Source organism: Affinundibacterium baiyunense (assembly GCF_018139645.1).
Lineage (GTDB): Bacteria > Pseudomonadota > Gammaproteobacteria > Burkholderiales > Burkholderiaceae_D > Undibacterium > Undibacterium baiyunense.
Window position 1 is genome coordinate 63,530 of sequence record NZ_JAGSPM010000009.1, and the last position, 25,749, is coordinate 89,278.

The following is a 25,749-nucleotide window of genomic DNA, read 5'->3' on the forward strand; positions in this document are numbered from 1 at the left end:
TTGATGAACACTCTAACCCCGGCCATCTCTTTGCATACACCTACATCGAATCGCGGTGAATTCACTAGCGATCTCAACGATGTTATTCAAGTCAAACAAGATGCAAGCAGGCTATTTTCTGCTTGCGATTTCTATCAAAACATTGAAAACATCAAGCCCCCACACGATACACCAAGCCTTGCGCCATGACTATTGCTGGTGCAAATTAGCCGCGCAAAAACAGCTGAAACTGAATAAGCTCTCTAGGATTTTTTGCGACGCAACATAAATTTACAAAACCAATTTACCGATTTCGTGACCAAATAAAATCAACTTACAGCTTTTCTACTTGCACCAATAAATCATAAAAAGTTGGCCCACCACCCATGTCGGTTAATCGCTGACTAGTCACTTCATTTGCGTTTTTCTGATCCGACGCGAGTTTCTTCCACCAGATCGACAATGCAACAACCAAGCCGGGCTTGGCCTTCTCGGTAACTCTTGCTTTCGCCACAAAGCTACCGCGGTCGTTGAAGATTCTGACCATATTGCCCGCTGCAATTTGGCGTGCTGCGGCATCCTCAGGATGTAAATCGATATGTGGCTCGCCCTCGGTATCACGCAAGCTCTTCACATTCACAAAAGTCGAATTCAAGAAATTACGTGCAGGTGGAGAGATCATAGCTAAGGGATATTTCGCCGCCAATTGTGGATTACTAATCACCGATTCATAAGGTGGAATATAAGCTGGCAAGGGATCTAAACCTGCATCCAACATTTGCTGACTATAAAATTCACACTTGCCGGATGGCGTCGTAAACCCGCCTTGCGCGAATGGAATTTCAGGCATGTTTAATTTTGACCAGCCTGTTTGCTTTAACTGTTCCCAATTAGTGTGTTGGGTGCGCGCATGTTGATAGTTAAACGCCAGCGCACCTAATTCATCATCGCTCTCAGTAAAACACGCTTCCGTGAAGCCCAAGGCCTTTGCTAATAAGCGGAAGATTTCGGTATTCGGCTTCGCTTCACCGATTGGCGCAATAGCTGGATTACTCGCCATCATATAGCGATGACCATAAGCAGAATGCGCATCCAGATGCTCTAACTGAGTAGTCGCTGGTAGCAAAATATCCGCATAATCAGCGGTATCAGTCTGAAAGTGTTCCAATACTACGGTGAACAAATCGTCACGCGCAAAACCTTGCGCAACCACAGCAGATTCGGGCGCAATCGCTACTGGATTAGAGTTATAAACAATCACCGCCTCTACCTTAGGACCAAATTCATCTGAGCCCGGATGCAGCAAAGTATTGCCGACATCACTCATATTTAGGGTACGGCTAGGATGATTTGCTGGGAAGAGATCTGGACGCGCTAAGGCATCTGAATTCTTGACGAAACCACCTGATGAAGATAGTAAGACGCCGCCAGCGGCATGACGCCAAGCACCAACCAAGGCAGGCAAACAAGAAATATTCCGCACCGCCATACCGCCACCATGGGTACGTTGCACACCATAATTCATACGAATCAGACTAGGCTCGCCACGCTTAGCGCCTTCGCCATAATCACGCGCGAGGCCAATCACCTCCTCGGTACTGATCCCGCAGATTTCCGCTACTTTTTCTGGAGTCCAATCGGCGACGCGTTGTTGTAATTGCTCAAATCCCAATGTGTATTGCGCGATGTAATCATGATCGAGCAAATCTTCTTTGATTAACACATGCATCATGCCCAAAGCGAGTGCCGAATCCGTCCCAGCACGCACCGCAATATGCTGATGGCACTTTTCAGCACTTAAGGAACGATACGGATCAATCGCAATAATTTTGGCACCATTACGCTTGGCTTCTTGTACCCGAGTCCAAAAGTGTAAATTCGATGCAATTGGATTGCCGCCCCAAATAATGATCAGACGCGCATTTTGCGTTTGTTCAACATCCGTGCCTATCCGATCACCCAGGGTATATTTATAGCCAACGCCACCAGCCGAGGCGCAAATTGTTCTATCCAAAAATGACGCGCCGAGTTTATGCAAAACACGCGCAGCCATACTCTCGCCTTGTACCAATCCCATCGTGCCGGCGTAACTGTAAGGCATAATCGCTAGTGGATTACGTGCCGCAATTTCTTTTAAACGATAGGCTATGGTTTCAATCGCCTCATCCCAGCTAATCCGCTCAAACTTCCCTTCGCCTTTTTTGCCAACACGCTTTTGTGGATATAACAAACGATCTGGGTGGTAAGTGCGCTCAGTGTAGCGCGCCACTTTGGTACATAAAACCCCAGCCGTCGTCGGATGATCGGGATCACCTTTAACCTCAGTGGCAACACCATCTTGCACCGTCACTAACAAAGCACAGGTATCAGGGCAATCATGAGGGCAAACAGCTCGAACGACATTACTAGACATGGTACTTCCTTTGTTTCTGCAATCATTTAGAGGATTTGGCGACCGAATGGACGAATGAAGTAGCGTTCATCAACCATCATCAGCATTCATTTCGCGTTGATAACGTGATGATAGACTGCTTCAACAAACTCTGCCAGCAAGCAAAATAGGAACTTTTACCAATTCACACAGTCCATCACTGCAAGCATGCCAAAGCTGCAAAAGAAAGCCCGGATAACTTTGCGTAAAGCAGACGAAATCTAGTATGCTTACGCCCGCTTGATCTGAACCCTTCTTATGCACTGCAGTGGAAGTATTTTTAGATTATTGATTACCACCGAAGCGAATGGAACACACCATGAATCGTACAAATGCCATCTTAGTCACCATCATTCTTGCCTGCCTCGGTTTGCTTGGCTTTGCAATGTACTTACAACTGGTGTTAGATATGTTGCCTTGTCCACTGTGCGTGATGCAACGTTATGCATTTGCTCTGATTGCTTTGGCTTGTTTGCTAACTTTGATCGTGCCCAAGCTCAAACGCGCTGCGATGTCAGCGAGTTTATTGTTTAGTCTAATTGGCGGAGGTCTTGCTGGTTACCAACTCTGGGTTATTGCACAACCGATGGGTTCCTGCGGTGTTGATCCTCTTTCAGGGCCATTAAATAGCTTCTTTATTGCAAAACTATTTCCAACGATGTTCCAAGCCAATGGTTTGTGCGAAACACCTTATGATCCAATTTTGGGCTTATCGATTCCAGCTTGGGCTTGTGTTTGGTTTGTCGTGTTCGCAATTGGGTCTATCTATTTGCTCGTGAACAAACCAAAAGAACAAAGCATTTTTGCGAACAAGCTGTAATGAATACTTGGTTTTCAGTTGACGATAATCTCGCCGCTTGTCAACAAAAGTCTCCCTTAGATGCATTAGAAACCCGCATGTTGTTATCTCATGTGGGTCAATTGAGCAGAGTACAGTTAATCACTCAACATGAGCGGTATTTAAGCGCCACACAAATCGCCGAATTAAATCAATTAGTCCAAAAACGATTGGAAGGCCACCCTTTAGCGTATTTGCTTGGTGAGCGTGAGTTTTATGGGCTGAACTTCAAGGTGAGTCCTGCGGTATTAATTCCGCGTCCTGATACTGAATTATTGGTCGAACTCGCCCTGCAATTGACACCGCAAAATGCCAGTCTATTAGATATGGGAACAGGTTCTGGTGCAATTGCGATTAGCATCGCTGCGCAACGAAATGATCTCGATATGCACGCCTGCGATATCAGCGTGGCGGCGCTCGATATCGCCAAATTCAATGCCAACAAACTACTGCCGCATCGCTCATCCATCACATTCTACGAAAGCGATTGGTATCAACAAATTCCACCAAGACGATTTGATACGATCGTCAGCAATCCACCCTATATCGTCAAAGACGATAGTCATTTGAGCCAAGGTGATTTGCGCTTTGAACCTATCGATGCCCTAACCGACCACGCGGATGGTTTGAGTGCCTATCGCAAGATCATCGATGATGCGCCCAATTATTTGACAGCGAATGGCTACTTATTGATGGAACATGGTTACCATCAATCGCAAGATGTGCAGGCACTTTTGCAAGCGCGTGGGTTTAGCGCGGTGCAAAGCTGGCAAGACCTTGCCGGCATTTGGCGCGTAACGGGTGGGCAATGGAAATAAGCCACGACAAATCAAGATTACAACTTGATGTGATTCATCGATTCTTATCAACCCAAAGCACTTGGGCAATCGGTATTCCTCGCGAAGTCGTTGAGCGCTCGATCGCCAATTCATTGTGTTTTGGTGGTTATGAGAATCATCAACAAATCGCATTCGCGCGCGTGGTCAGCGATTACGCTACTTTTGCTTATTTGATGGATGTCTTTGTGTTACCTGAACATCAAGGACGCCGTCACAGCTTGCAATTACTCAAAGCAGTTTTCGGGCATCCGCAACTACAAGGCTTGCGACGTTTTATGTTGACGAGCAGCAATGCACGTGGCTTGTACCAAGGATTTGGCTTTCGCCAATTGGCCAATCCCGACATCATGATGGAAATCAACGTGCCAGATATCTATGCAAAACACATGACAAAAATATAAATTTCATGTCGTTTCTGTACAAAATATCCATTTAGGCGCTTGAATCACCCCCATTCTCACCCAATAACGTCCAATCACAGTCAATTTCGTCCTTGTCAAGACTGGCGCAATCGCACAGATTGCGTATGATCACGGGCTTCATTTAACTTTACTTCAATTCTAAACACCCTATGTTGCCTTCTATAGAACAACGTCTCGCCGTAGAACTTGCCGCTAAACCGAATCAAATTGCCGCTGCCGTCGCCTTGTTGGACGAAGGCGCTACCGTGCCGTTTATCTCTCGCTATCGTAAAGAAGTCACTGGTGGACTCGATGACACACAGCTACGTTTATTAGAAGAACGTCTGCGCTATCTGCGTGAATTAGAAGATAGACGTGCTGCGATTATTGCCTCTATCGAAGAGCAAAACAAAATGACGCCAGAATTGCTGACCGCGATCAGCTTGGCAGAAGACAAAACACGCTTAGAAGATTTGTATCTGCCTTACAAACAAAAACGTCGCACCAAAGCGCAAATTGCGGTCGAAGCAGGTCTCCAACCACTAGCAGACGCTTTATTAGCTGATCCAACTTTGGTTCCAGAAACCGTTGCGGAAGCCTATTTGAAGCCAGCATTCAGCACCGCTGCGGGCGACAACCCTGGCGTCGCAGATGTGAAAGCAGCACTGGATGGCGCTCGCCAAATTTTGATGGAGCGCTTCTCTGAAGACGCGACTTTATTGCAATCGATTCGCGAATATTTGCTTGATCACGGCATCGTTGAGACCGCCGTCGTCGCTGGCAAAGAAGAAGCTGGTGCAAAGTTTAGCGATTATTTCGCTTACTCAGAAACATTGGGAACAATTCCTTCGCATCGTGCTTTAGCGATTTTCCGTGGACGTCGTGAAGAGTTCTTAACAGTCAACTTGCGTCTCGATACTGAAGAAGAAAAACCAAAATGGGATGCGCCGCTCAATCCATGCGAAAGCCGTATCGCCGCGCATTTTGGTGTCAGCAACAAAAACCGTGCAGCAGACAAATGGCTTTGTGACACCGTGCGTTGGGCATGGCGCGTCAAAGTATTTATGCACATGGAAACTGAATTGATGACCAATTTGCGCGAGCAAGCCGAAGTTGAAGCGATCAATGTTTTTGCGCGCAATCTGAAAGCCTTGTTACTAGCAGCACCTGCTGGACCACGTGCAACCATGGGTCTTGATCCCGGCTTACGTACTGGTGTCAAAGTAGCGATTGTCGATGCGACCGGTAAAGTAGTGGAACACGCAACGATTTATCCACATCAACCACGTAATGACTGGGACGGTTCCTTACATGTATTGGCGCAGTTGGCGGCGAAGCATAATGTATCGCTGATCTCTATCGGTAACGGCACCGCATCACGCGAGACCGATAAATTGGCGCAGGATTTAATCAAATTGAAGCCGGAATTAAAACTGACCAAGATCGTGGTCTCTGAGGCTGGTGCGTCAGTCTATTCGGCTTCCGAATTCGCCTCCAAAGAGTTACCTGATTTAGACGTCACGATTCGCGGTGCCGTATCGATTGCACGTCGCTTGCAAGATCCTTTGGCAGAGCTAGTCAAGATCGATCCGAAATCGATTGGTGTAGGCCAGTACCAGCATGATGTTGGGCAATCTCAATTAGCGCGCTCGCTCGATGCAGTAGTAGAAGACTGCGTGAATGCGGTCGGTGTCGACGTCAATACAGCTTCTGCTCCCTTGTTAGCACGCGTGTCTGGTTTATCCAGTAGCGTAGCGCAAAGCATCGTCAATTATCGTGATGCTAAAGGCATGTTTAAATCACGTTCCGATTTGCGTTCGGTACCACGTTTAGGCGACAAAACCTTTGAACAAGCTGCGGGTTTCTTACGCATTATGAATGGTGACAATCCACTTGATGCGTCGGCGGTTCATCCTGAATCCTATCCTTTGGTTGAGAAAATTCTTGCCGATATTAAGAAGGATGTGAAAACCATTATTGGTGATAGCAGTGTCTTAAAAAGCATTAGTCCGTCTAAATATGCCGATGAAAAGTTCGGTATTCCAACCATCACCGATATTTTGAAAGAATTGGAAAAACCTGGTCGCGATCCACGACCAGAATTTACCACGGCGACATTCAAAGATGGTGTAGAAGAGATCAAGGACTTGCGTCCCGATATGATTTTAGAAGGTGTGATCACCAACGTCGCTGCCTTCGGTGCTTTTGTTGATATCGGCGTGCATCAAGATGGTTTGGTGCATATTTCTGCACTGTCTAACACCTTCGTCAAAGATCCGCACACAGTAGTGAAAGCAGGTCAAGTGGTCAAAGTTAAAGTCTTAGAAGTCGATGAAAAACGCAAACGCATTGCCTTGACGATGCGCCTAACAGATTCTGCACCACAAGCGGGTAGCAAGCCAGAGCAACGTGCAGATCGGGATGATGCAAAACGTCTCAATCAACATCGTAATCAATCACAACACGTCCAATCAGCGTCGCCGATGAATAGCGCTATGGCTTCTGCTTTTGCAAAACTAAAGCGCTAAGAAAAAGCTGCACTCCAAGAAATAAAGCAGCGCAAATCACATAGCTAATTGCTTTGTGGTTTGGGCTGCTGTTCTTACTGATATGCGAATCAAAATGGGTGTCAATCTTCGATTGGATTGAAACATCTATTCAAACATACACTCATGTACGCGAATAGAAATTCCCGTGAAAACAATGTGGCAGCCAATACGGCAAATGCGCTAATGCAACTGGCCCTGCCGATAGGTTTTGCGCATCAAACACACTGGCAAAACTAGTCTGTCTATCCACATCAAAACCAACACCAACTAACCATGCCTCACCTTCATTTCGTGAGCCGCGTTTTGGCACGACGACGTGTTCTTCTAAACGGTAACGCTCACCAAAATCGAAGACATCTTTCTTGCCACTGTCGACATCTAAGCGCATCAGACCATTAAAGGCATTGTTCTCGCGTTTGTTCACTGCGTGCGGATAGTACAAAAACTGATTTCTTTGCCCAACGACACGCGGATCGACTCGCGGAAACTCGGCATTTTCAGGCCGTTCCGTCAACCTAATTTTGTTGGTATTTAAATCGATGCGGAGAAATGCCGGATTCGATGGCTCTGAAGCGACATCCTCACCACGCATGATTTTTGGCATCCATGTATTAAAATTAGTTAGATCATTGCTCTTCACAAAATCGAGATGAATGATATTGTTTTCTTCCCATGCATTACCAAAGTGAAACAACATCAATGCCGGAATTTCGAGAATGCGACTCTTGGTGAAGTCGGCTTTTTCTACGATTAATACCTTGGTGGATTCTTCTGCTTTCCATTCCATAGAATCGACCATGCTACGTCCTGCTCGCAGCAAATCCATGTTTAAGGCGATTGGCGAAAGTAAAAAAATTAAATGCTTTTGCGAGATTGCAAAATCATGCGCCATCGCAGTTCGCGGACACTTCATGACGTGATGTTTAATTAATTTTCCTTGTGCAGAAATTTGATACATCACCAACCTATCCATCATGGTGCCAAAGTTCCACATGGTTCCATCGGCTTCGACTTTGGGATGCGCTGAAAATGGCATGCCTGCTAGTTCAGGCGCCCAAGAGACGATGCCATGCGTTTGCAAACTGCTGGCATCCATCGCATGCGCTGATCCACCTTCCCACAGCGCCAATAAACGTCCATCTAATTGAATCACATTGGTGTTCGCCGTATTCATCGTATCTGACGAGCGCATCGGGATTTTAGCTTCGATTGGTGTACCAAAAGCCGGAACCAAGAACTCACCTGCCTGTTGTTCTGCGAGGAATTTTTTTGTCCGCACAAAGCGTGCTTGATGCGACACGCCTTGCTCTCCAAAACGCCAGGCGTGCACCATGCCATCGCCATCGAACCAATGGTGATAGCGTTGATTACCACGTTCAAACAAACCGGGGCCATTGCGATAAAAATCGCCGCGTAAATCGCTAGGAATTTTGCCTTCTATCCAAGCACTTTCACAACTAACATCTTGACCTTGATAACCACGCAAACAAGTTAGTCTCGGGTTAGCGTGAAATAAGGGCTTGGCCTTACCTATGTCACTGGTCTGCTGCAAACCAGTTTGAGCAGCCCAAGTAGGTAACGCGATACCAGAAGCAGCAACTGCGCCTAAGGATTGAAAGAAGTTCCGACGATTCATGATCAAACTCCGAATGATTAACGAATTAATTGACGCGGATACTGATTACTGTCTTCGCTTGATCAAGCGTAATTTTGGCGGCATCGTAGGATGGTGGGCCAAAATTACTCGGCGCATTATTACTGAATCCATACGGTTCAATTGGCATACCAACTGGATTACTGTCGAGGCGACCGTTTCCATTTAAATCATGAAAAACCGATACCGCATATTCACCCTCAGGCAAATTATCAAATTGCACACTCATCACTTTTTGCGTGACTTCGGTCTTCTTATTCAATGTTGCTTGTTTTAACCATTGTCCTTTTTGATTAAACACCGCAACCAATAAATTGCCCTTCATTTCGGTCAAGCCCTGCACTTCTACGCTTAATTCACCAGCCCGTGCTGCACCACTAGTTAGACTCAAGCCCAATGCCACTGCGCCAAATAAAGTTACTATTGATTTCATACGACCTCCTAATTGATTAAGTAGGTTTGCATGGTAGTTGGGTGAAATCTAGCTAGGGAAAATTTGCGACTAGGCCAAGCATTCACGGCGCGAGTGGTTGATATAGGGCGCGAATTTCATGAACCACGAGAAGAGACTGTGAATTTGCACTTGCTTATCACTTGTTGCTAACGTCGATACGCCAAATTTTATTGAAATGATATTAAATATTAAATTGACTAGCGCCTAGTCACTTGCCCTAGTTCTTCTGCCGCCAAAATGTTTATTCAGTTTCCTTTATAATGCACACCATCGATTTTTATCATTGAAGGAAACATCATGAGCGACGTACAAGCTTGGATTAAAGAAACCGTTACTAGCAACCCAGTCGTGCTATTTATGAAAGGCACAGCCCAATTTCCACAATGTGGCTTTTCTGGTCGTGCAATTCAATTATTGAAAGCTAGTGGTGCTGAAAATTTAGTGACAATTAACGTGCTGGAAGACCCAGTAGTTCGTCAAGGTATCAAAGACTATGCGAACTGGCCGACCATTCCTCAGTTGTACATCAACGGTGAATTCATTGGCGGTTCAGACATCATGAATGAAATGTTTGAAAGTGGTGAATTGCAAGCTTTGATCAAAGGCTAATTCCACCATGTCAAATCCAGTCGCACCGAAACGCATCATTATTGCCATCACCGGAGCGACTGGCGCTATTTATGGCGTGCGCTTATTGCAGCATTTACGCGATATTCCCAATCTACAAAGTCACCTACTGATCTCTGACGCAGGTGTCCTTAACATCCATCAAGAACTCGACCTGAAACGCAAAGATATTGAAGCGATGGCAGATGTTGTGCATTCTGTGCGCGATGTAGGAGCCACGATTGCCAGTGGTTCGTTTCAATCTGACGGCATGATCATCGCTCCCTGCTCAATGAAAACCTTGGCTGCTGTTGCGCACGGTTTTGCCGACAATTTGATTACCCGTGCGGCGGATGTAGTCTTAAAAGAACGCCGTCGGCTAGTCTTAATGGTCAGAGAAACCCCGTTTAATTTGGCGCATTTGCGCAATATGACCGCAGTTACCGAAATGGGGGGAATTGTGTTCCCACCACTGCCGAATTTTTATCATCGTCCTGCCAGTATCGAGGATATGGTCGATCATAGTTTAGCTAGAGTACTAGACTTATTTCAAATCGAACATCAGCTGGCACCGCGTTGGGCTGGTTTAAAAGAATCAGATTAAGAATCCGATAAGGAATCCAATTAACTGCGCGCCTACCGAGCTGCTAGCTTGGTGCAAGTTAGCGTCATTCAATTTGCGATTAGATCTTTAACACACCCAAAAGAATATTTGTCTCAGATCCCGCAATTCCAGGAATAGCACGGATTTTTCCTAAAATAAGATTGAGGGCTTCTAAAGAATCTGCACGAATTTCTGCAATCACATCCCACTTACCATTAGTTGTAAACAAGCTCTGCACTTGTGGCATCGCGCGCAAGGCGAGGTGAACGGCACTAGCACTATTGCCTTCAATAGCGATATTCATCATTGCCCGAATCTGATGATGTAAAGCATCTGGTTTTACACGCACGCTGTAACCAAGAATCACACCATTTTTTTCTAGCTTATCGATACGCTTTTGTATCGTGGTACGCGAAAGCCGTAGTTTTTTTGCCAAGCTGAGTACCGGTATGCGCGCATCTTCACGTAACAAACTTAATAAGTGCTGATCTATATCATCCATAAAAAATCGTCATCTCAATTCTAGGCATCATCCATCAATAGTTGTGAAGCCTAAGGTATGAAGACGAGAAGAACAATCCCTCTGATTACAAAACGCACCGCATTGGTTGCACTTTGTTACACCTTCAAACCAAAACCGACAATTTGCCAACTAGTCGTTGGCAGCCAAGCAAACGACAATCATGCCCTTGTCACCAAGATGACTCTAACACTTGAAAGATAAAGAACATGCTGGCACAAACACCCGCCTCCATCCTCATGATCAGACCACACCAGTTTTATTCCAACCATGAAACCATGCGCGACAATGTCTTTCAACGACGCGACACAGATAATTCAATAGCAAAAAACACGATCGCAAATCGAGCATATCAAGAACATTGCCTCGCTGTACAACAATTACGCAATGCTGGTGTAAGCGTACATGTCTTTGAGGACCACGGACAAAATGACACGCCAGATTCTGTGTTCCCCAATAATTGGTTTTCCACACATCACGATGGCAAGCTAGTGATCTACCCTATGCGTTGCCAAAACCGACGACGTGAAGTGCGACAAGATATGATCGATTTCCTCCTGCAACATTACCAGCTGAATGACACAATTGACCTACGTTATTTTCAAGACAAAGAGCAATATTTAGAAGGAACTGGCTCTATCGTATTCGATCATACGCAGCGCATCGCGTATGCTTCTTTGGGGCCACGTACATGTCTCGCACCGTTGAATCAACTATGCGAGCAAATCGGTTATCAAGCACATTGCTTTCATTCATACTCCAAGAACAGTATCTCGATTTATCACACCAATGTGGTACTAAGTGTGGCAACAAATTTCGCATTACTCGGTACAGACAATATACCTGATCAAACAGAACGTACTGAACTCATCCAGCAACTCGAATCCTCAGGCAAAACCGTGATTCATCTCAGCGACGATCAAATTCATAAATTCGCAGCGAATGCATTAGAGTTACAAGCGCGAGACGGTAAAGTATTCGCCTTGTCCACTACCGCCTTTCAATCCCTAAACACCAATCAGCGACAGCAAATAGAAAAATACGCGAATTTATTGCCATTAGAAGTGCCCACCATAGAACTTGCAGGTGGATCAGTACGTTGCATGATGGCTGGGAATCATTTACCTGTGAAATAAATCACCAAAAGATCAAAGCAAACAAATGAGGCTACCCATAAATTCGCTCGTGATTTGATCGACGTTATCGAGCCTCTTCAAGGTAAACTTGCCCGTTGCCCAAGCAATGAAGCACGTGTGGTCGGCGACTGTAATTGATCTAGCCACCATTGCAAAGCGCGTCCTTGCTGAGAAGCTTTTGTTTGACGCCAAACGTAGTAGCTTTGCACTTGCTGTTGCGCGCGTTCGACTTTCTTTTCTACCAAGCGCCCACTGTCGATATATGGCTGTGCTACACAGGTCGGTAAAAAACCAACGCCCAAGCCACGTACTTGCGCATCGAGTTTGGATGGCAAATCCGCGACAGTGAACACGTCTTGCCCGTGCAGCAAGCCGATAGATACACTACTACCAAGTTGCACGCTATCGGCAATTGCGACTGCGCGATAGGAGCGTATCAATTGATCCGACAAAGCTTGCTGCACATTCGCCAATGGATGATGCGGTGCGACCGCAAAAGCGAAATAAACGGTTCCTAATTTTTCTCTTTGCAGACCCGTAGTTCCACTGCCATCCATCACCGCGCCAAGCGCCAAATCAGCTTGTCCCGAAGTCAAGGCTTCTAAGGTTCCCGATAAAGTTTCGCCGCGAAGCTTTAGGCGAGTGGGTGGATTTAGTTGATAAAAGCTCTCACATAATTCCATCACTGTACTGCGATCGATAATGCTATCAACCGCAATCGTCAATTGTGGCTCCCATCCTGTGGCGACGCGCTTAACGCGATTCGCAATCGCATCAACTTCCACTAATAAATTCTGACCTTCTCGCAATAGTTCCGCACCCGCCTGCGTCAACTTCGCTTGGCGTGAAGAACGATCAAACAATAAAACATCTAAGGCGTCTTCAATCTGTCTGACGCGATAAGTCAAAGCGCTGGGTACCATATCTAAGTTTCGTGCCGCCGCCGCAAAACTTCCAGCGTCTGCAATCATTTGCAACATCGACAGTGAAGCTGGTGTTAATACATCGCGCGCAGAAGTCATTCTTACCTCTCATTTTTGAATTGATTTGTACGTGTCATTGTTTTAGTGATCATGTCATTCAACGCGCTCCATCATGATAAGCTCTAATGTCTTATTTTGGTCAGTATAGTTAGCTACAAAATCAGACATAACACGGGCAAATCTTACATCATCCGTTTGGCTGGACTCGATCATCTTTATTTACTACTGATACAAGCACTAGCCTATACTTATCGCAATCTGTGTTGCCAATCTTGGTGCACCAAGATGGCACAGTCATTTCTCTTCACAAAATTTTTCCGTATCGTATGTTCGAATTAAAAACCATCGCCCTCTTTTTTCTAACTGCTATCGCCGAGATTCTCGGTTGCTATCTGCCTTATCTTTGGCTGAAAGAAAATAAGAGTATGTGGCTATTAGTACCAGCAGCGCTATGTTTGTCGCTATTTGCTTGGTTACTGTCACTGCACCCAGCGGCGGCTGGTCGTGTATATGCCGCTTATGGTGGCGTGTATATCGCGGTGGCGCTGTTGTGGCTCTATGTGGTTGATGGCATCAAACCAAGTGTTTGGGATCTTGTCGGTGCTGGTGTTGCTTTACTCGGTATGGCAATCATTATGTTTGCCCCAAAAAATTCTTAAGCGTCTTCACTATTGAGCGAAGACGCTCGCCAACGCTTTCGCCTGATCCGAATTATGCAAATCAATCACCTGCTTTACAGATTCAATAATTCGGATCATGCAAGACGCAGCTCCTTATCAAGCGCGGCGCGCATCCAAACTCCATCCACCTGCACCCCACGCCGCCAAGCTCATCAAGCCACCAGCAACGGCAATATTTTTGAAGAACAAAAGTTGCGTCACATACACTTGATCAGCCGGTACCGCCCAATACGCATGAAAAATAAACGATGCGACCAATGTGAAAAAAGCTAAAGCGAGCGCGGCAAAACGTGTACCTAAGCCGATGATCAAAGCGATGCCTCCAGCAACTTCCAGCGCAATCGCCGCGAGCGCTGCCAGCGTTGCCATTGGTAAGCCGACGGACTCGATGTATCCAACAGTGCCAGCAAACCCGGTAATTTTTGCAATCCCAGCTGGCAGAAAGAGCGCAGCGAGTAATAAACGAGCGACGAAAGTGAATGGATTTTGTAATTGAGTAAACATGGTTTTTCCTTAAAAATGAATTCGAGAATGAGGTATTTGCATCTGGCTTATATGCGCAAATTAAACTGAAAAACTAAGCCGCCAAATCAAATACCAAAACTTCAGCGTCAATGCCTTGGCTGAGATGCAAATGCTGTTCGTGCTCAATGCGTAGCGCGTCACCGCTATGTAATCGCTGTCCATTGACAGTCAGTTCGCCAAGAATCAAATGTACATAAGCTTTACGTGCAGGATTCAAATCAAGCTCTGCTTGTTCTGCACCATCAAACAATCCAGCATACAAAGCTGCATCAGCGTGCATTGCCACTGCATCTTCAGCGCCCGTTGGCGATGCAACCAGGCACAAGGCGCCACGTTTTTTCATTGCAGGAATCGTTTTTTGTTCATAACTAGGTTCCACATTCAATTGATTTGGACGTATCCAAATTTGTAGAAAATGCGTTTGCTGCCCTTCAGCATGGTTAAATTCACTATGTCTAACACCCGTACCCGCACTCATACGTTGTACATCTCCGGGTGGAATCGCTTTGACGTTGCCCATGCTATCTTTGTGCGCAAGTTCACCTGACAAAACATAGCTGATGATTTCCATATCACGATGTCCGTGAGTGCCGAAGCCGGTACCAGCAGCGATACGATCTTCATTAATCACCAACAAATTACCCCAGCCGACATGTTCAGGATCGTAATAATTTGCAAAAGAAAAGCTATGAAAGCTCTTTAGCCAACCGTTATCCGCGTAGCCACGATCTTGGGATTTTCTTAATGTCAACATGGTCTTCTCCTTATTGAATAGAACGCAGCAATATCGTTTGTGTACTGCGTTTGACTTGATGTCATAAGTGAGATTATGCGGCAGCGTGAATTGTTTTAGATTGAATGAATTTCACCTCATCATTCAAATTTTTTCGAATAATGAGGTATCACTAACCAAAAGCTAATTACGTAGGGACAACATGAAACAAATACTGGAAACAAGTATTTATCAGAGACGAATCAAGCTTCAATCATGGAACCATAATGTAAACGCGACATATGCTATGCATGTTCCGGTTTCGTCATCGCTTCTTCAAATTCATCAATTGGTTGAGGGCGTCCAAAGAAGTAGCCTTGATATAAATCACAGCCGAATTCTGCTAACAATTGTTTTTGTTCGGCAGTTTCGACCCCTTCAGCAATCACGCTCAAACCTAATCCTTTGCCAAGCGCAATCACCGTTTTCACGATTGATGCATCGCTAGCATTGTCGGTCACTTCACGCACAAAGGATTGATCGATTTTCAGTTGATTGAGTGGCATACGACGCAAATAATTCAGAGACGAAAATCCTGTACCAAAATCGTCGAGGGAGAAGCGCAGACCGATGTCTTTCAGACGCCTCATTTTTTCGACAACTGCATCGACATCCGACGCCAGAGCACTCTCGGTTAATTCCAATTTCAACTTATACGGGCGTATTCCGGTCTCAATCAACAAAGTTTCTACTTGTTTCACGTAATCTACTTCATTGAATTCTTGTGAACTCACATTCACCGCAATGGTTAAATTTTGCCGGACTGGATCAGTCTCCCATTTTTGCAATTGCAGACAGGCTGTTCGTAATACCCATAGACCAACCGGAATGATCATTCCAGTCTCCTCAGCCAGAGGAATAAATAGTGCTGGAGAAATCAAGCCGCGTTGCGGATGTATCCAACGAACCAAAGCTTCTGCCCCAACTAGTTCGCCTTGCTGATTCACTTGGGCTTGATAATAGACACAGAGTTGAGATGGAATTGCAGCAAAAAAGTCTTCTTTAAACTGTTCCCGCTCATACAGTCGCTCCAACAAGCATGATTCAAACTTAACCCATTGATGCTTGCCACGACGCTTTGCCTCCGCTACTGCCAATTCAGTAAATTTCAAGGCATCATCTGGCGTCATCTCAGCATCACCGATCATCGTCGTACCGAGTGATGCCGGACAAAGATACTCTCCGCTCTCAATTACAAAAGCAGTACTGAATTTCTTCATGACGCGCTGCACGATTTGACTTACCTTCATTTCTGCTTGCTGCAAACTACAGTCGGGATGCTGAGTCATAACAATAAACTCATCACCACCTAACCTCGATATCACGGTGAATTTATCTTCGAGATGTAGAAGCCGTTTAGCGACAGCGATCAATAATTGATCGCCTATATCATGGCCACGGGTACTGTTGATGACGCCAAAATTGTCTAGGTTAATCAAAATCAATGAATAGTAAGTAGACGAATTTTTGGTAGCCTCTTTGGTATTATCAATCGCCGCTTGTAAGCCAATTAAAAACTCAGCGCGATTACATAATCCGGTTAACCGATCATAGTGTGCTAGTTGATCCATCGCAGCATCTAGTACGCTCGTTTCATCTTGGATGACCTTGCCTTGCGATGGTCGAAGCACATTGCTGCGGCTCGCCGCATAATCACGCGCAATATCCGCTAATCGAATTAATGGCTTCGCGATGCGACCAGACACGACCCATGCCACGCACGCAAATATAACCGCCATAAACGCACTAGTAGCGAACAGTATTTGACGACTTTGCTCGACCAATGCCAGTGCGGTTCGCTTATGTTCTCGCACCACCACAGTCCACGCAAGTCCATTTTTGGGGCTACTTGTTACAACTTCTTGCGTCGATATCAAATAGTTCTCATCACTAACAACTTGTTTCAATTGCCTTACTGACGCTGCAGAATCGACATTGAGCTTTAATAACCAGTCACCCTCACGATTAGCTATTAAGACTTCCAAAGAAGACTTCGTCTTACGGCGCTTTACTAAAGTGTTCGTGACCACATCATGAACCCAATTCCAGAACAGATGGGCTGATAAAACCGCTTTTACTTCTTTTTTTTCTCCGAAAATTGGTATTGCGACGTCGACGAATCGAACTGGTTCATCTGCGACAGCTCGCTTGAAATGACTCGCTAATAATTTAGCATCATGTGGGTCACTAAGGAACTCACTTCGCTTCCCCTCTTTGAACCAAGTGCGCTCTGACACATCGGCACCGAGTAACAAACCATCTGAGCCAGAAGTAATACGACCATTCGCATCCGCAATCCCTATCCATGCATAAATTGGCTGACGTGACTTCAATCCGTTAATGACATTAGAAGCGGAAGTTGGCCGAATAATTTGCGTCGCACCAAGAAGATCAGCCAACAAAGCAATCTCTCTTTGTCGATCTTGCAAATCTTTTACTAAGGTGTGTGCAATCTCATCTGCCGTGGCATTGAGAGAATCTTGCGCCGCATTCTGCAAACCTGACTCAAAGCGCATTTCCATGAATAGAGTTAATGCAATCCCAAACACTAACCACAGCAGTCCCATCACAATCGATATGCGGGCACGCATACTTCTAGAAGGAGATAACTTCGCTAGTAACTGATTCATCATCGATTGCTTCCGGAATGTAATCAGCATAATGGCCGAATGCTATCGCCAGTACGCTTGCTTCAATATGGGAAAATCTTGATTCACATCACTATATTTTTATAGTGTGTCCGCACTTAAGTCCAGCACTGATTACAAAATGTGACAATTCTTCGAATCGACCAGACAGATTACTTCTACCAAGAACACATGAAAAAATAAAATTAAGCAAATATCGTGCCAAATAGATGCCAATCTCTCCAAAACGGTGCTCGATGCAATTCGTATCAAGAGTATTGATGCACATGATTGCCAAGTTAATAGATTAGCGCATCACAGTTCTACTAGAATGACTTGTGCACGGCACAATCGTGATCACTTAAACCATCGAACAAACAACAGCAAAAAAAAGTCCCCGATGAAGCATCTTCATCAGGGACTGTTCCAAGTCAATTTCAATAGTGATGCACGAACTTTATTACGGTGCATCCAAACCAAAATTATGCCAAATCAAAGCGATCTGCATTCATCACTTTATTCCACGCAGCGATGAAATCACTTACAAATTTTTGATTTGCATCACTACTTGCATATACTTCTGCCAACGCACGTAGTTGTGAATTTGAACCGAAGATCAAATCTACGACCGTACCTGTCCATTTCAATTCGCCACTTTGACGATCGCGACCTTCCAACACGCCAGCAAGGCTGCTGGACTTTTGCCACTTGGTGTTCATATCCAATAAATTCACAAAGAAATCATTACTCAATGTCTCTGGGCGTTTGGTGAATACACCGTGTTGTGTCTTACCTGTGTTGGCATTCAATGCACGCATACCACCGATCAACACCGTCATTTCTGGTGCGCTCAAATTCAACAATTGCGCTTTGTCGATCAAGAGTTCTGCTGCGTGGGATTCTAATCCTGCACGAACATAATTACGGAAGCCATCTGCCGCTGGCTCCAATACAGCAAAAGAGTCAACGTCGGTTTGATCTTGCGACGCATCCATACGACCTGGTGTAAATGGCACTTGCACCGCATGTCCCGCCTTGTGAGCAGCAGCTTCAATACCTGCAGCACCAGCTAATACGATCAAATCAGCTAAAGAAATTTTCTTGCCGCCAGTTTGTGCAGCATTAAATTCCTGCTGGATCGTTTCTAGTGTTGCCAAGACTTTGCTTAGTTCCTGTGGTTGATTAGCTTCCCAATCGCGCTGTGGCGACAAACGAATACGTGCACCATTAGCACCACCGCGTTTATCACTGCCACGGAAGGTCGATGCTGATGACCATGCCGTATTCACCAATTGCGCAATGCTCAAACCTGAAGCCAGCACTTTCGATTTCAAGTTAGCGATGTCTTGTGCATCCACCAAGGCGTGATTCACAGCAGGAATCGGATCTTGCCAAATCAAAGTTTCGCTCGGCACCAAGGAACCCAAGTAACGTGCCGCTGGCCCCATGTCACGATGGGTTAACTTAAACCAAGCACGTGCGAATGCATCAGCAAATTCGGCTGGGTTTTGATGGAAGCGACGTGCAATTTTTTCGTAAGCTGGATCAAAACGCAAAGACAAATCAGCGGTCGTCATCATTGGTGGATGTGACTTGCTTGGGTCATGTGCGTCTGGGATCAAATGCTCAGGTTTGCAATTTTTAGCAACCCATTGCTTCGCACCTGCTGGGCTCTTAGTTAATTCCCATTCATAGCCGAACAACATATCGAAATAACCGTTATCCCAAGTCGTCGGATTAGGTTTCCATGCACCTTCAATACCGCTGGTCGTCGTATGCACACCTTTACCTGAACCAAATTGATTGATCCAACCCAAGCCCTGTTCTTCAATTCCTGCAGCTTCTGGTTCTGGTCCAACTAAAGAAGGATCGCCAGCGCCATGCGCTTTACCGAAGGTATGACCACCCGCCACCAAGGCCACGGTTTCTTCGTCATTCATCGCCATCCGTGCAAAAGTCTCGCGTACATCGCGACCTGATGCGACTGGATCAGGATTGCCATCTGGACCTTCTGGATTCACATAAATCAAACCCATTTGTACAGCAGCTAGAGGATTTTCTAATTCGCGTTTGCCTGAATAGCGACTGTTTTCTTTGTCACTTGTCGCTAACCATTGTGTTTCAGAACCCCAGTAAATATCTTCCTCTGGTTGCCAAATATCTTCGCGACCACCAGCAAAACCAAAAGTCTTAAAGCCCATCGATTCGAGCGCCACATTACCAGCCAAGATAAACAAATCCGCCCACGAAATCTTGCGACCATATTTTTGTTTGATTGGCCATAGCAAACGACGTGCTTTATCAAGATTACCATTATCTGGCCAACTATTGAGTGGCGCGAAACGTTGATTACCTGTGCCCGCACCACCGCGACCATCAGACACGCGATAAGTACCTGCAGCATGCCAAGCCATACGGATCATCAAACCACCGTAGTGACCCCAATCCGCAGGCCACCAATCTTGAGAATCGGTCATCAAGGCATGTAAGTCTTTGACCAAGGCATCCAGATCGAGGGTCTTAAATTCTTCTGCGTAATTGAATTGCTCTCCCATTGGATCGGATTTGGGAGAATGTTGATGCAAGATATTGAGTTTTAATTGGTTAGGCCACCAAGTTGCATTCGTTGGTGCGCCAGCGGCAACAGCGTTTTTCGGTGAGCCGTGGTGGAAAGGGCATTTTGCTTCGTTTGACATAGTTATCTCCTTGGTTTAGTTCAAAACGACTACGGAATTGATTCTAGAGATCAAACTTTGATAGATCAACTCAATTAAATTTATACAATCGATAAATTTTAACTAAAACAATCCAATAAAGGTAATTGAATGTAATTTACGTCAACATAATTGGGATATAAGTCGCTAGGCTGAAATGCGTACGTGCTGAGTCATTGTAGTGCATTACAAGAAAAGTGATCGATGCAAATGATCAGCAAAAGCTTTAGATTAAGGATGCATTAAATTCAGCAATTGTTCACGCAACCAACTATTCGCGGGGTCATTATCTGCGCTGCTATGCCAATACAAATGGGCATCGATAGGTTGAGTCGCTAAAGGAAATGGGTCAATCCGATTCATAAACTGTGCATTGGCGATACTTGCATATTGCTCAGGCATGGTCAGCAATAAATCAGTTTCACTAACAACACGACAAGCGGCAAAGTAATGCTGGCAACGCAAACTGATTTGTCTACGCAAACCCTCACGATTCAATTCAAAATCTTCTAGTCCTACACCTTGACGCCGCGAAGACACCAAGACATGCGCTTGCTGCAAGTAGGTGTCGAGAGCAAGTACTTGATTTTTTTTCTTCGGCATCTGCGGATGTCCTTTGCGCGACAACACAATTAAACGATCACGCGAGACACGTTGCTGCCGAATCTGATTACTGAGTGGGATCGGTACTTCTAACACCATATCAAGATCACCGCTACTTAAGGCTGTTTCAATCTCGCGTCGATCCACTCGCACGCTTGCAATGGTAATTCCCGGCGCTTGTTCACTAATTTTCTGTACCAGTGGCGGCAAAATGGTCGCTTCGAATACATCGCGCAAACCCAAGTGAAATCGTCGTTGCGTTTGTGATGGATGAAAACTTTGATCAGTTTGCAAGCTGGCTTCAAACAATTGCAAACCCTGTCTCACCTGCGTAATGATCCCACGGGTAAATGGGGTGGGAACCATCGCTGCGCCTTGTCGCACGAATAGAGGGTCATCAAACATGGTGCGTAAACGCGCCAAGGCATGACTGAGCGCAGGCTGACTTAAATTCAAAACCTGGCTTGCACGCGTGATGCTGCCTTGACTATAGATTGCGTCAAGTACTACAAAGAGATTGAGATCGGTACGAGATAAATGCATGAAATGAATTATGGCATATTCAAATCATTCATTTGAATAATTCATACCGAGGTCGTATGCTGCTACAACATAACTTATATCTGTGATGCAGCTCTACACCTGACATGTGAAAGCCCACCATGAACTTCGCCCACTCCGATAACGCCACTAGTTTGATTGCACGTATGCAGTCCTTCATGCAAGAGCATGTGATCCCTGCCGAACAAACCTACGCAGCGCAATTGCGTGGTGGTGCCGATTGGACGCAGTGGCAACAACCACCAGTGATGGAAGAATTAAAAGCCAAAGCGCGTGCTGCTGGCTTATGGAACTTATTCTTACCGGAAGACGGCGCACGTCTATCCAATGTCGATTACGCCCCCCTAGCGGAAATTACTGGACGTTCCATGATCGCGCCCGAAGTCTTCAACTGCAATGCGCCCGACACTGGCAACATGGAAGTGCTGGTCAAATACGGCAGTGAAGAACAAAAGCAGCGCTGGCTCAAGCCTTTAATGGCAGGTGAAATCCGCTCCGCTTTTTGCATGACAGAACCAGAAGTCGCATCCAGTGACGCCACCAATATGCAAGCAAGCGCGATCTTGGAAGGAGACGAAGTCGTGTTAAACGGTCGCAAATGGTGGAGTTCAGGCATCGGGCATCCGAACTGCAAAGTGCTAATCTTTATGGGACTGAGCGACACCAGCGCAGACAAACATCAACAGCATTCCATGATCTTGGTGCCACTCGATACCCCTGGCGTCAAAATCGAGCGCATGCTACCTGTATTCCATACTCTAGACGAACCGTATGGACATGGCGAAGTTAGCTTTACCAATGTGCGCCTCCCTCTTTCATCGATCATTGGTGGTTTAGGTCGAGGCTTCGAAATCGCTCAAGGGCGCTTAGGACCAGGACGCATTCATCACTGCATGCGAGCAATAGGCGCAGCAGAATTCGCATTGGAATTATTGTGTAAACGCGCAATACAACGCGTCGCCTTTGGCAAACCTTTAGCCAAACTCGGTGGCAATGCCGACATCATCGCCAATGCACGGATGGCGATAGAACAAGCCAGATTATTGACTCTGAAAGCGGCTTGGATGATGGATACTGTTGGTGTCAAAGGCGCGATGAGCGAGATTTCCCAAATCAAAGTGATTGCACCAAATGTCGCCACCCAAGTCATTGATGCCGCGATGCAAATGCATGGTGGCGCCGGTTTATCTGACGACTTTCCACTCACGGCTTTGTATGCCTATGCCCGTGTGTTGCGTATTGCCGATGGCCCAGATGAAGTACATCGCGGCTTGATCGCCAAACTCGAATTGAAACGACAAGCTAAACGCCTCGGCATTTCTAACTAAACAAAAATGGCTATGAGCATGAATCATTTACTAGATACGGCAAGCGCAGTGCGTCCTGGCGAAGAACTTGATCGCCAAAAAGTTGACGCATTTATTCACCAGCATTTACCCGACTTAACAGGCGAGCCTGTCATCGAACAATTCGCTGGTGGCGCATCGAATCTAACTTACCTATTACGTTACCCAGAACGCGATCTCATCTTGCGTCGTCCACCATTCGGGCACCGCGCCAAGTCAGCGCATGATATGCTGCGCGAAGCCAATATCATGAGCGCACTCAAGCCTGTGTATCGCTATGTGCCCAGCGTGATTGCCACTTGCAGCGATCCCGCTATCATGGATTGTGACTTCTACGTGATGGAGCGCCTGCACGGGATTATTCCGCGACAAAATCTCCCCAAAGAATTAGTGCTTTCAGTCGACGACACGCGCCGTTTGTGTCTGAACGTGATCGACAAAATGATAGAGCTACATCAGATCGATTATCAACAAGCGGGTTTAACCTCAATCGCCAAAGGTGCGGGCTATGTGGCACGCCAAGTCGCAGGTTGGAGCGAACGCTATCGTCAAGCAAAAACCGAGGATGTCGGCGATTTTGAAAACGTCATGCAGTGGCTGCACGACAAAATGCCCGCGCAAGATCTCGCCACCTGCCTCATCCATAACGACTTCCGTTTTGATAATGTCGTTTTGAATCCAGCAAACCCGACCGAAGTGATAGGCGTACTCGATTGGGAAATGGCGACACTCGGCGATCCGTTGATGGATCTAGGTAACACTCTGGCGTATTGGGTGCAAGCCGACGATGACGCGGTATTTCAATCGGTACGGCGCCAACCGACGCATTTAGCGGGGATGTTAACGCGCCAAGAAGTAATCGCTTATTACGGCGAGAAAACCGGCTACCGTGTCGATAACTTTGATTTTTACGCGATCTTTGGTTTATTCCGATTAGCAGTGATTGTGCAACAAATCTACTATCGTTACTTTCACGGCCAAACAACAAATCCTAGCTTCGCCGACTTTGGCAAATTCAGTAATTATCTTGAAAAACGTTGCCTACGTCTAATCAAGGCATCCAGCTTGTAAAGCAAACTATGCGACACATTTATTTAATCCGACACGGTCAAGCCAGCTTTGATGCCGACGATTATGATCAGCTCTCCACACTAGGAGAGGAGCAAGCGCGACTATTAGGTGCTTGGCTTAAACACAGCGGCCAATCCGCCGATAAAATCATCATTGGCGGCAATCGTCGTCATCGACAAACGGCACAACATTGTCTGCAGCAATTTAGAAGCTCACCACAACAACTAGCGGAGCAAGATTGGTTACTTGATCCTGGCTTTAACGAATTTGATCACGAAGAAGTGGTGCTCAGGCACTGTTCCGAATTTAGCGACTTCGCGTCACTCAAACAATTCTTAAACAAACAAGCCCACCCTCAACGCGCTTTTCAACAAGTATTCACAGAGGCAGTCAAACGTTGGATCAGTGGCGATTACGCGGACTACAGCGAAAGTTGGAAAGAGTTTCAACAACGTTGTCGCGCTGCCTTAGTGCGCATAAGTGAGGCAGCTGAGAATGAAACTAACTCAAATCAAGCGAGCCAGCAAACCTACTGGGTATTTACTTCCGGCGGCACGATTTCGACCTTGATTCAATCTGTCTTAGGGATTCCTGATCAACAGATTTTCGATCTTAACGCGAGCTTAATTAATTCAGGTGTCAGCAAGCTGACCGTGGGTAGAAATCGCACCCGCTTGAATTATTTAAACAACCCCGCTCACTTAGAAATCTATCAACGTCCAGAATTAATTAGCTATCGCTGATAAACATTTATAGAACAAACAAAACACGATATTCGTTTATAACGCAATCAAAGATTGGAGTAACAAATGCAAGACCTCAAAGCAAAAGTGGCCGTTATCACTGGCGCAGCAGAAGGCATAGGCAAAGCAATCGCTGTAGCTGCAGCGGCGGAAGGTATGCGACTGATACTCGCCGATATTCATCAAGAACTACTCGATAAGACCGTCACAGAATTACGCCAGAGTGGTGCTGAAGTGATCGGCGTGGTGACCGACGTATCCAAAGAAAACGAGATACAAAATTTGGCAGATCAGGCCTACGCACAATTTGGTCAAGTGCATTTACTCGTCAATAATGCAGGTGTCGCTTTTGCTAAATCGGCTTGGGAAACGACTGCCAAAGATTGGGAGTGGATCATGGGAATTAACCTCTACGGCATCACCCATGCAATTCGTATTTTTGTGCCACGTATGTTAGCCGGCAACGAAGTCGCACACATCGTCAACACCGCATCAGTAGCTGGCTTAATCGCCGAACCCGCGCTCGCTGCATACAACGTGAGTAAGTTTGGGGTGGTCGCACTGAGCGAAAGTTTGCAGCACGATCTCAACTTACGCCAAGCAAAAATTGGCGTATCCGTGCTGTGCCCGAGTTGGGTAAAAACCCGCATCACCGATGCCGAACGCAATCGCAAAACAGAAGATCGTATTCAAGTCGAACAGCTAGAAAAAGTCAGTGTAAAAACTGGCGCCGCCATTAACAAGGCAGTAGAAGCAGGGATCGCACCGCAGCAAGTGGCGCGTGATGTCATCAATGCGGTAAAGAACAATACCTTTTATATTTTGACGCATCCCGAAACCAAAGCGGCAGTGGCTATTCGTAGCGACGATATCCTACAAGGTCGCGCGCCAACCTTGCTTCCAATCTGAGCCTCATCGCCAAACTGATACCAATCCAGATTTACCGAATCAAGCACGGATAGTACAAAAGCGGCTATCCGTGTCGCTGACTCTCACGCCACATTTGCAGTTTATGTGCACTGCAAAATCACGAGACAATGTTTGACAATTGCTCTTTCCAAAATATCCTACAATAGTGTATAGACAGGCTCGTATGTCGAAATACCAGCAGCG

The 25,749-nt window shown here is 46.0% G+C and carries 22 protein-coding genes; 12 read left to right on the top strand and 10 right to left on the bottom strand.

From position 1 onward, the window contains the following. Positions 1–313: 313 nt before the first annotated feature. Complete coding sequence (locus tag KDM92_RS14430; RefSeq protein WP_212685152.1) at positions 314–2,392, bottom strand: molybdopterin-containing oxidoreductase family protein; 2,079 nt, start codon at positions 2,390–2,392, stop codon at positions 314–316. 337 nt (positions 2,393–2,729) lie between these two features. On the opposite strand from KDM92_RS14430, the gene KDM92_RS14435 reads away from it, so the two are divergent. From KDM92_RS14435 to KDM92_RS14450, 4 genes are all read left to right on the top strand, one after another. Continuing rightward, positions 2,730–3,230 (top strand): disulfide bond formation protein B, encoded by a 501-nt coding sequence (locus KDM92_RS14435; RefSeq protein WP_212685153.1) that lies wholly within the window; start codon positions 2,730–2,732, stop codon positions 3,228–3,230. Then, positions 3,230–4,066, top strand: a complete 837-nt coding sequence (gene prmC, locus KDM92_RS14440; protein ID WP_212685154.1) for a peptide chain release factor N(5)-glutamine methyltransferase — start codon at positions 3,230–3,232, stop codon at positions 4,064–4,066. Before KDM92_RS14435 ends, prmC begins: the two co-directional genes overlap by 1 nt. Continuing rightward, entirely contained in the window at positions 4,057–4,488 is a 432-nt protein-coding gene (locus tag KDM92_RS14445; RefSeq protein ID WP_212685155.1) for a GNAT family N-acetyltransferase, read from the top strand. The genes prmC and KDM92_RS14445 overlap by 10 nt, the downstream gene beginning before the upstream one ends. 170 nt (positions 4,489–4,658) lie before the next feature. Continuing rightward, the gene (locus KDM92_RS14450; protein WP_212685156.1) at positions 4,659–7,016 is read left to right on the top strand and encodes a Tex family protein; all 2,358 of its coding nucleotides are present in this window, start codon (positions 4,659–4,661) and stop codon (positions 7,014–7,016) included. A 142-nt stretch (positions 7,017–7,158) separates the two neighbouring features. Here KDM92_RS14450 and KDM92_RS14455 read toward each other — a convergent pair whose 3' ends face one another. Then, the gene (locus KDM92_RS14455; protein ID WP_212685157.1) at positions 7,159–8,673 is read right to left on the bottom strand and encodes a carotenoid oxygenase family protein; all 1,515 of its coding nucleotides are present in this window, start codon (positions 8,671–8,673) and stop codon (positions 7,159–7,161) included. A gap of 25 nt (positions 8,674–8,698) precedes the next feature. Beyond that, the gene (locus KDM92_RS14460; RefSeq protein ID WP_212685158.1) at positions 8,699–9,124 is read right to left on the bottom strand and encodes a DUF2141 domain-containing protein; all 426 of its coding nucleotides are present in this window, start codon (positions 9,122–9,124) and stop codon (positions 8,699–8,701) included. A 318-nt stretch (positions 9,125–9,442) separates the two neighbouring features. On the opposite strand from KDM92_RS14460, the gene grxD reads away from it, so the two are divergent. Further along, entirely contained in the window at positions 9,443–9,754 is a 312-nt protein-coding gene (grxD, locus tag KDM92_RS14465; RefSeq protein WP_189347106.1) for a Grx4 family monothiol glutaredoxin, read from the top strand. A 7-nt stretch (positions 9,755–9,761) separates the two neighbouring features. Beyond that, on the top strand, positions 9,762–10,355 hold the full coding sequence (locus KDM92_RS14470) for a UbiX family flavin prenyltransferase (RefSeq protein WP_212685159.1): 594 nt from the start codon (positions 9,762–9,764) through the stop codon (positions 10,353–10,355). 79 nt (positions 10,356–10,434) lie between these two features. Here KDM92_RS14470 and KDM92_RS14475 read toward each other — a convergent pair whose 3' ends face one another. After that, positions 10,435–10,857 (bottom strand): Lrp/AsnC family transcriptional regulator, encoded by a 423-nt coding sequence (locus tag KDM92_RS14475; protein ID WP_212685160.1) that lies wholly within the window; start codon positions 10,855–10,857, stop codon positions 10,435–10,437. Between the two features lie 257 nt (positions 10,858–11,114). Here KDM92_RS14475 and ctlX point away from each other — a divergent pair, with 257 nt between their 5' ends. Continuing rightward, positions 11,115–12,011 (top strand): citrulline utilization hydrolase CtlX, encoded by an 897-nt coding sequence (ctlX, locus tag KDM92_RS14480; protein WP_268973427.1) that lies wholly within the window; start codon positions 11,115–11,117, stop codon positions 12,009–12,011. 77 nt (positions 12,012–12,088) lie between these two features. On the opposite strand, the gene KDM92_RS14485 is transcribed toward ctlX, so the two are convergent. After that, positions 12,089–13,033 (bottom strand): LysR substrate-binding domain-containing protein, encoded by a 945-nt coding sequence (locus KDM92_RS14485; protein ID WP_212685162.1) that lies wholly within the window; start codon positions 13,031–13,033, stop codon positions 12,089–12,091. Between the two features lie 287 nt (positions 13,034–13,320). On the opposite strand from KDM92_RS14485, the gene KDM92_RS14490 reads away from it, so the two are divergent. Then, positions 13,321–13,653 carry a YnfA family protein gene (locus KDM92_RS14490; RefSeq protein ID WP_212685247.1) on the top strand — a complete coding sequence of 111 codons (333 nt, stop codon included), beginning with the start codon at positions 13,321–13,323 and terminating at the stop codon, positions 13,651–13,653. 117 nt (positions 13,654–13,770) lie between these two features. Here KDM92_RS14490 and KDM92_RS14495 read toward each other — a convergent pair whose 3' ends face one another. The 5 genes from KDM92_RS14495 to KDM92_RS14515 form a co-directional block, all read right to left on the bottom strand. Continuing rightward, complete coding sequence (locus KDM92_RS14495) at positions 13,771–14,178, bottom strand: DoxX family protein (RefSeq protein ID WP_212685163.1); 408 nt, start codon at positions 14,176–14,178, stop codon at positions 13,771–13,773. Between the two features lie 73 nt (positions 14,179–14,251). Next, complete coding sequence (locus KDM92_RS14500) at positions 14,252–14,953, bottom strand: pirin family protein (protein ID WP_212685164.1); 702 nt, start codon at positions 14,951–14,953, stop codon at positions 14,252–14,254. Positions 14,954–15,216: 263 nt separating this feature from the next. Next, positions 15,217–17,601 (bottom strand): bifunctional diguanylate cyclase/phosphodiesterase, encoded by a 2,385-nt coding sequence (locus KDM92_RS14505; RefSeq protein WP_212685165.1) that lies wholly within the window; start codon positions 17,599–17,601, stop codon positions 15,217–15,219. 479 nt (positions 17,602–18,080) lie between these two features. After that, positions 18,081–20,294, bottom strand: a complete 2,214-nt coding sequence (katG, locus tag KDM92_RS14510; protein WP_212685166.1) for a catalase/peroxidase HPI — start codon at positions 20,292–20,294, stop codon at positions 18,081–18,083. 249 nt (positions 20,295–20,543) lie between these two features. Next, a complete protein-coding gene (locus tag KDM92_RS14515; RefSeq protein ID WP_212685167.1) occupies positions 20,544–21,458 on the bottom strand; it encodes a LysR family transcriptional regulator in 915 nt (304 codons plus the stop codon). 119 nt (positions 21,459–21,577) lie between these two features. Here KDM92_RS14515 and KDM92_RS14520 point away from each other — a divergent pair, with 119 nt between their 5' ends. The 4 genes from KDM92_RS14520 to KDM92_RS14535 all read left to right on the top strand — a co-directional run bounded on the left by KDM92_RS14520 (position 21,578) and on the right by KDM92_RS14535 (position 25,545). Then, positions 21,578–22,804, top strand: a complete 1,227-nt coding sequence (locus KDM92_RS14520; RefSeq protein WP_212685168.1) for an acyl-CoA dehydrogenase family protein — start codon at positions 21,578–21,580, stop codon at positions 22,802–22,804. Positions 22,805–22,822: 18 nt separating this feature from the next. After that, positions 22,823–23,893 carry a phosphotransferase family protein gene (locus KDM92_RS14525; RefSeq protein WP_212685169.1) on the top strand — a complete coding sequence of 357 codons (1,071 nt, stop codon included), beginning with the start codon at positions 22,823–22,825 and terminating at the stop codon, positions 23,891–23,893. A gap of 8 nt (positions 23,894–23,901) precedes the next feature. Beyond that, on the top strand, positions 23,902–24,636 hold the full coding sequence (locus tag KDM92_RS14530) for a histidine phosphatase family protein (protein ID WP_212685170.1): 735 nt from the start codon (positions 23,902–23,904) through the stop codon (positions 24,634–24,636). Positions 24,637–24,702: 66 nt separating this feature from the next. Continuing rightward, positions 24,703–25,545, top strand: coding sequence for an SDR family NAD(P)-dependent oxidoreductase (locus tag KDM92_RS14535; RefSeq protein WP_212685171.1), 843 nt, complete (start codon positions 24,703–24,705; stop codon positions 25,543–25,545). Positions 25,546–25,749 lie beyond the last annotated feature (204 nt).

Excerpts from the sequence above, each read along its gene's own strand:
- KDM92_RS14430 (WP_212685152.1), bottom strand. The coding sequence starts at position 2,392 with ATGTCTAGTAATGTCGTTCGAGCTGTTTGCCCTCATGATTGCCCTGAT.
- KDM92_RS14435 (WP_212685153.1), top strand. The coding sequence starts at position 2,730 with ATGAATCGTACAAATGCCATCTTAGTCACCATCATTCTTGCCTGCCTC.
- prmC (WP_212685154.1), top strand. The coding sequence starts at position 3,230 with ATGAATACTTGGTTTTCAGTTGACGATAATCTCGCCGCTTGTCAACAA.
- KDM92_RS14445 (WP_212685155.1), top strand. The coding sequence starts at position 4,057 with ATGGAAATAAGCCACGACAAATCAAGATTACAACTTGATGTGATTCAT.
- KDM92_RS14450 (WP_212685156.1), top strand. The coding sequence starts at position 4,659 with ATGTTGCCTTCTATAGAACAACGTCTCGCCGTAGAACTTGCCGCTAAA.
- KDM92_RS14455 (WP_212685157.1), bottom strand. The coding sequence starts at position 8,673 with ATGAATCGTCGGAACTTCTTTCAATCCTTAGGCGCAGTTGCTGCTTCT.
- KDM92_RS14460 (WP_212685158.1), bottom strand. The coding sequence starts at position 9,124 with ATGAAATCAATAGTAACTTTATTTGGCGCAGTGGCATTGGGCTTGAGT.
- grxD (WP_189347106.1), top strand. The coding sequence starts at position 9,443 with ATGAGCGACGTACAAGCTTGGATTAAAGAAACCGTTACTAGCAACCCA.
- KDM92_RS14470 (WP_212685159.1), top strand. The coding sequence starts at position 9,762 with ATGTCAAATCCAGTCGCACCGAAACGCATCATTATTGCCATCACCGGA.
- KDM92_RS14475 (WP_212685160.1), bottom strand. The coding sequence starts at position 10,857 with ATGGATGATATAGATCAGCACTTATTAAGTTTGTTACGTGAAGATGCG.
- ctlX (WP_268973427.1), top strand. The coding sequence starts at position 11,115 with ATGATCAGACCACACCAGTTTTATTCCAACCATGAAACCATGCGCGAC.
- KDM92_RS14485 (WP_212685162.1), bottom strand. The coding sequence starts at position 13,033 with ATGACTTCTGCGCGCGATGTATTAACACCAGCTTCACTGTCGATGTTG.
- KDM92_RS14490 (WP_212685247.1), top strand. The coding sequence starts at position 13,321 with ATGTTCGAATTAAAAACCATCGCCCTCTTTTTTCTAACTGCTATCGCC.
- KDM92_RS14495 (WP_212685163.1), bottom strand. The coding sequence starts at position 14,178 with ATGTTTACTCAATTACAAAATCCATTCACTTTCGTCGCTCGTTTATTA.
- KDM92_RS14500 (WP_212685164.1), bottom strand. The coding sequence starts at position 14,953 with ATGTTGACATTAAGAAAATCCCAAGATCGTGGCTACGCGGATAACGGT.
- KDM92_RS14505 (WP_212685165.1), bottom strand. The coding sequence starts at position 17,601 with ATGAATCAGTTACTAGCGAAGTTATCTCCTTCTAGAAGTATGCGTGCC.
- katG (WP_212685166.1), bottom strand. The coding sequence starts at position 20,294 with ATGTCAAACGAAGCAAAATGCCCTTTCCACCACGGCTCACCGAAAAAC.
- KDM92_RS14515 (WP_212685167.1), bottom strand. The coding sequence starts at position 21,458 with ATGCATTTATCTCGTACCGATCTCAATCTCTTTGTAGTACTTGACGCA.
- KDM92_RS14520 (WP_212685168.1), top strand. The coding sequence starts at position 21,578 with ATGAACTTCGCCCACTCCGATAACGCCACTAGTTTGATTGCACGTATG.
- KDM92_RS14525 (WP_212685169.1), top strand. The coding sequence starts at position 22,823 with ATGAATCATTTACTAGATACGGCAAGCGCAGTGCGTCCTGGCGAAGAA.
- KDM92_RS14530 (WP_212685170.1), top strand. The coding sequence starts at position 23,902 with ATGCGACACATTTATTTAATCCGACACGGTCAAGCCAGCTTTGATGCC.
- KDM92_RS14535 (WP_212685171.1), top strand. The coding sequence starts at position 24,703 with ATGCAAGACCTCAAAGCAAAAGTGGCCGTTATCACTGGCGCAGCAGAA.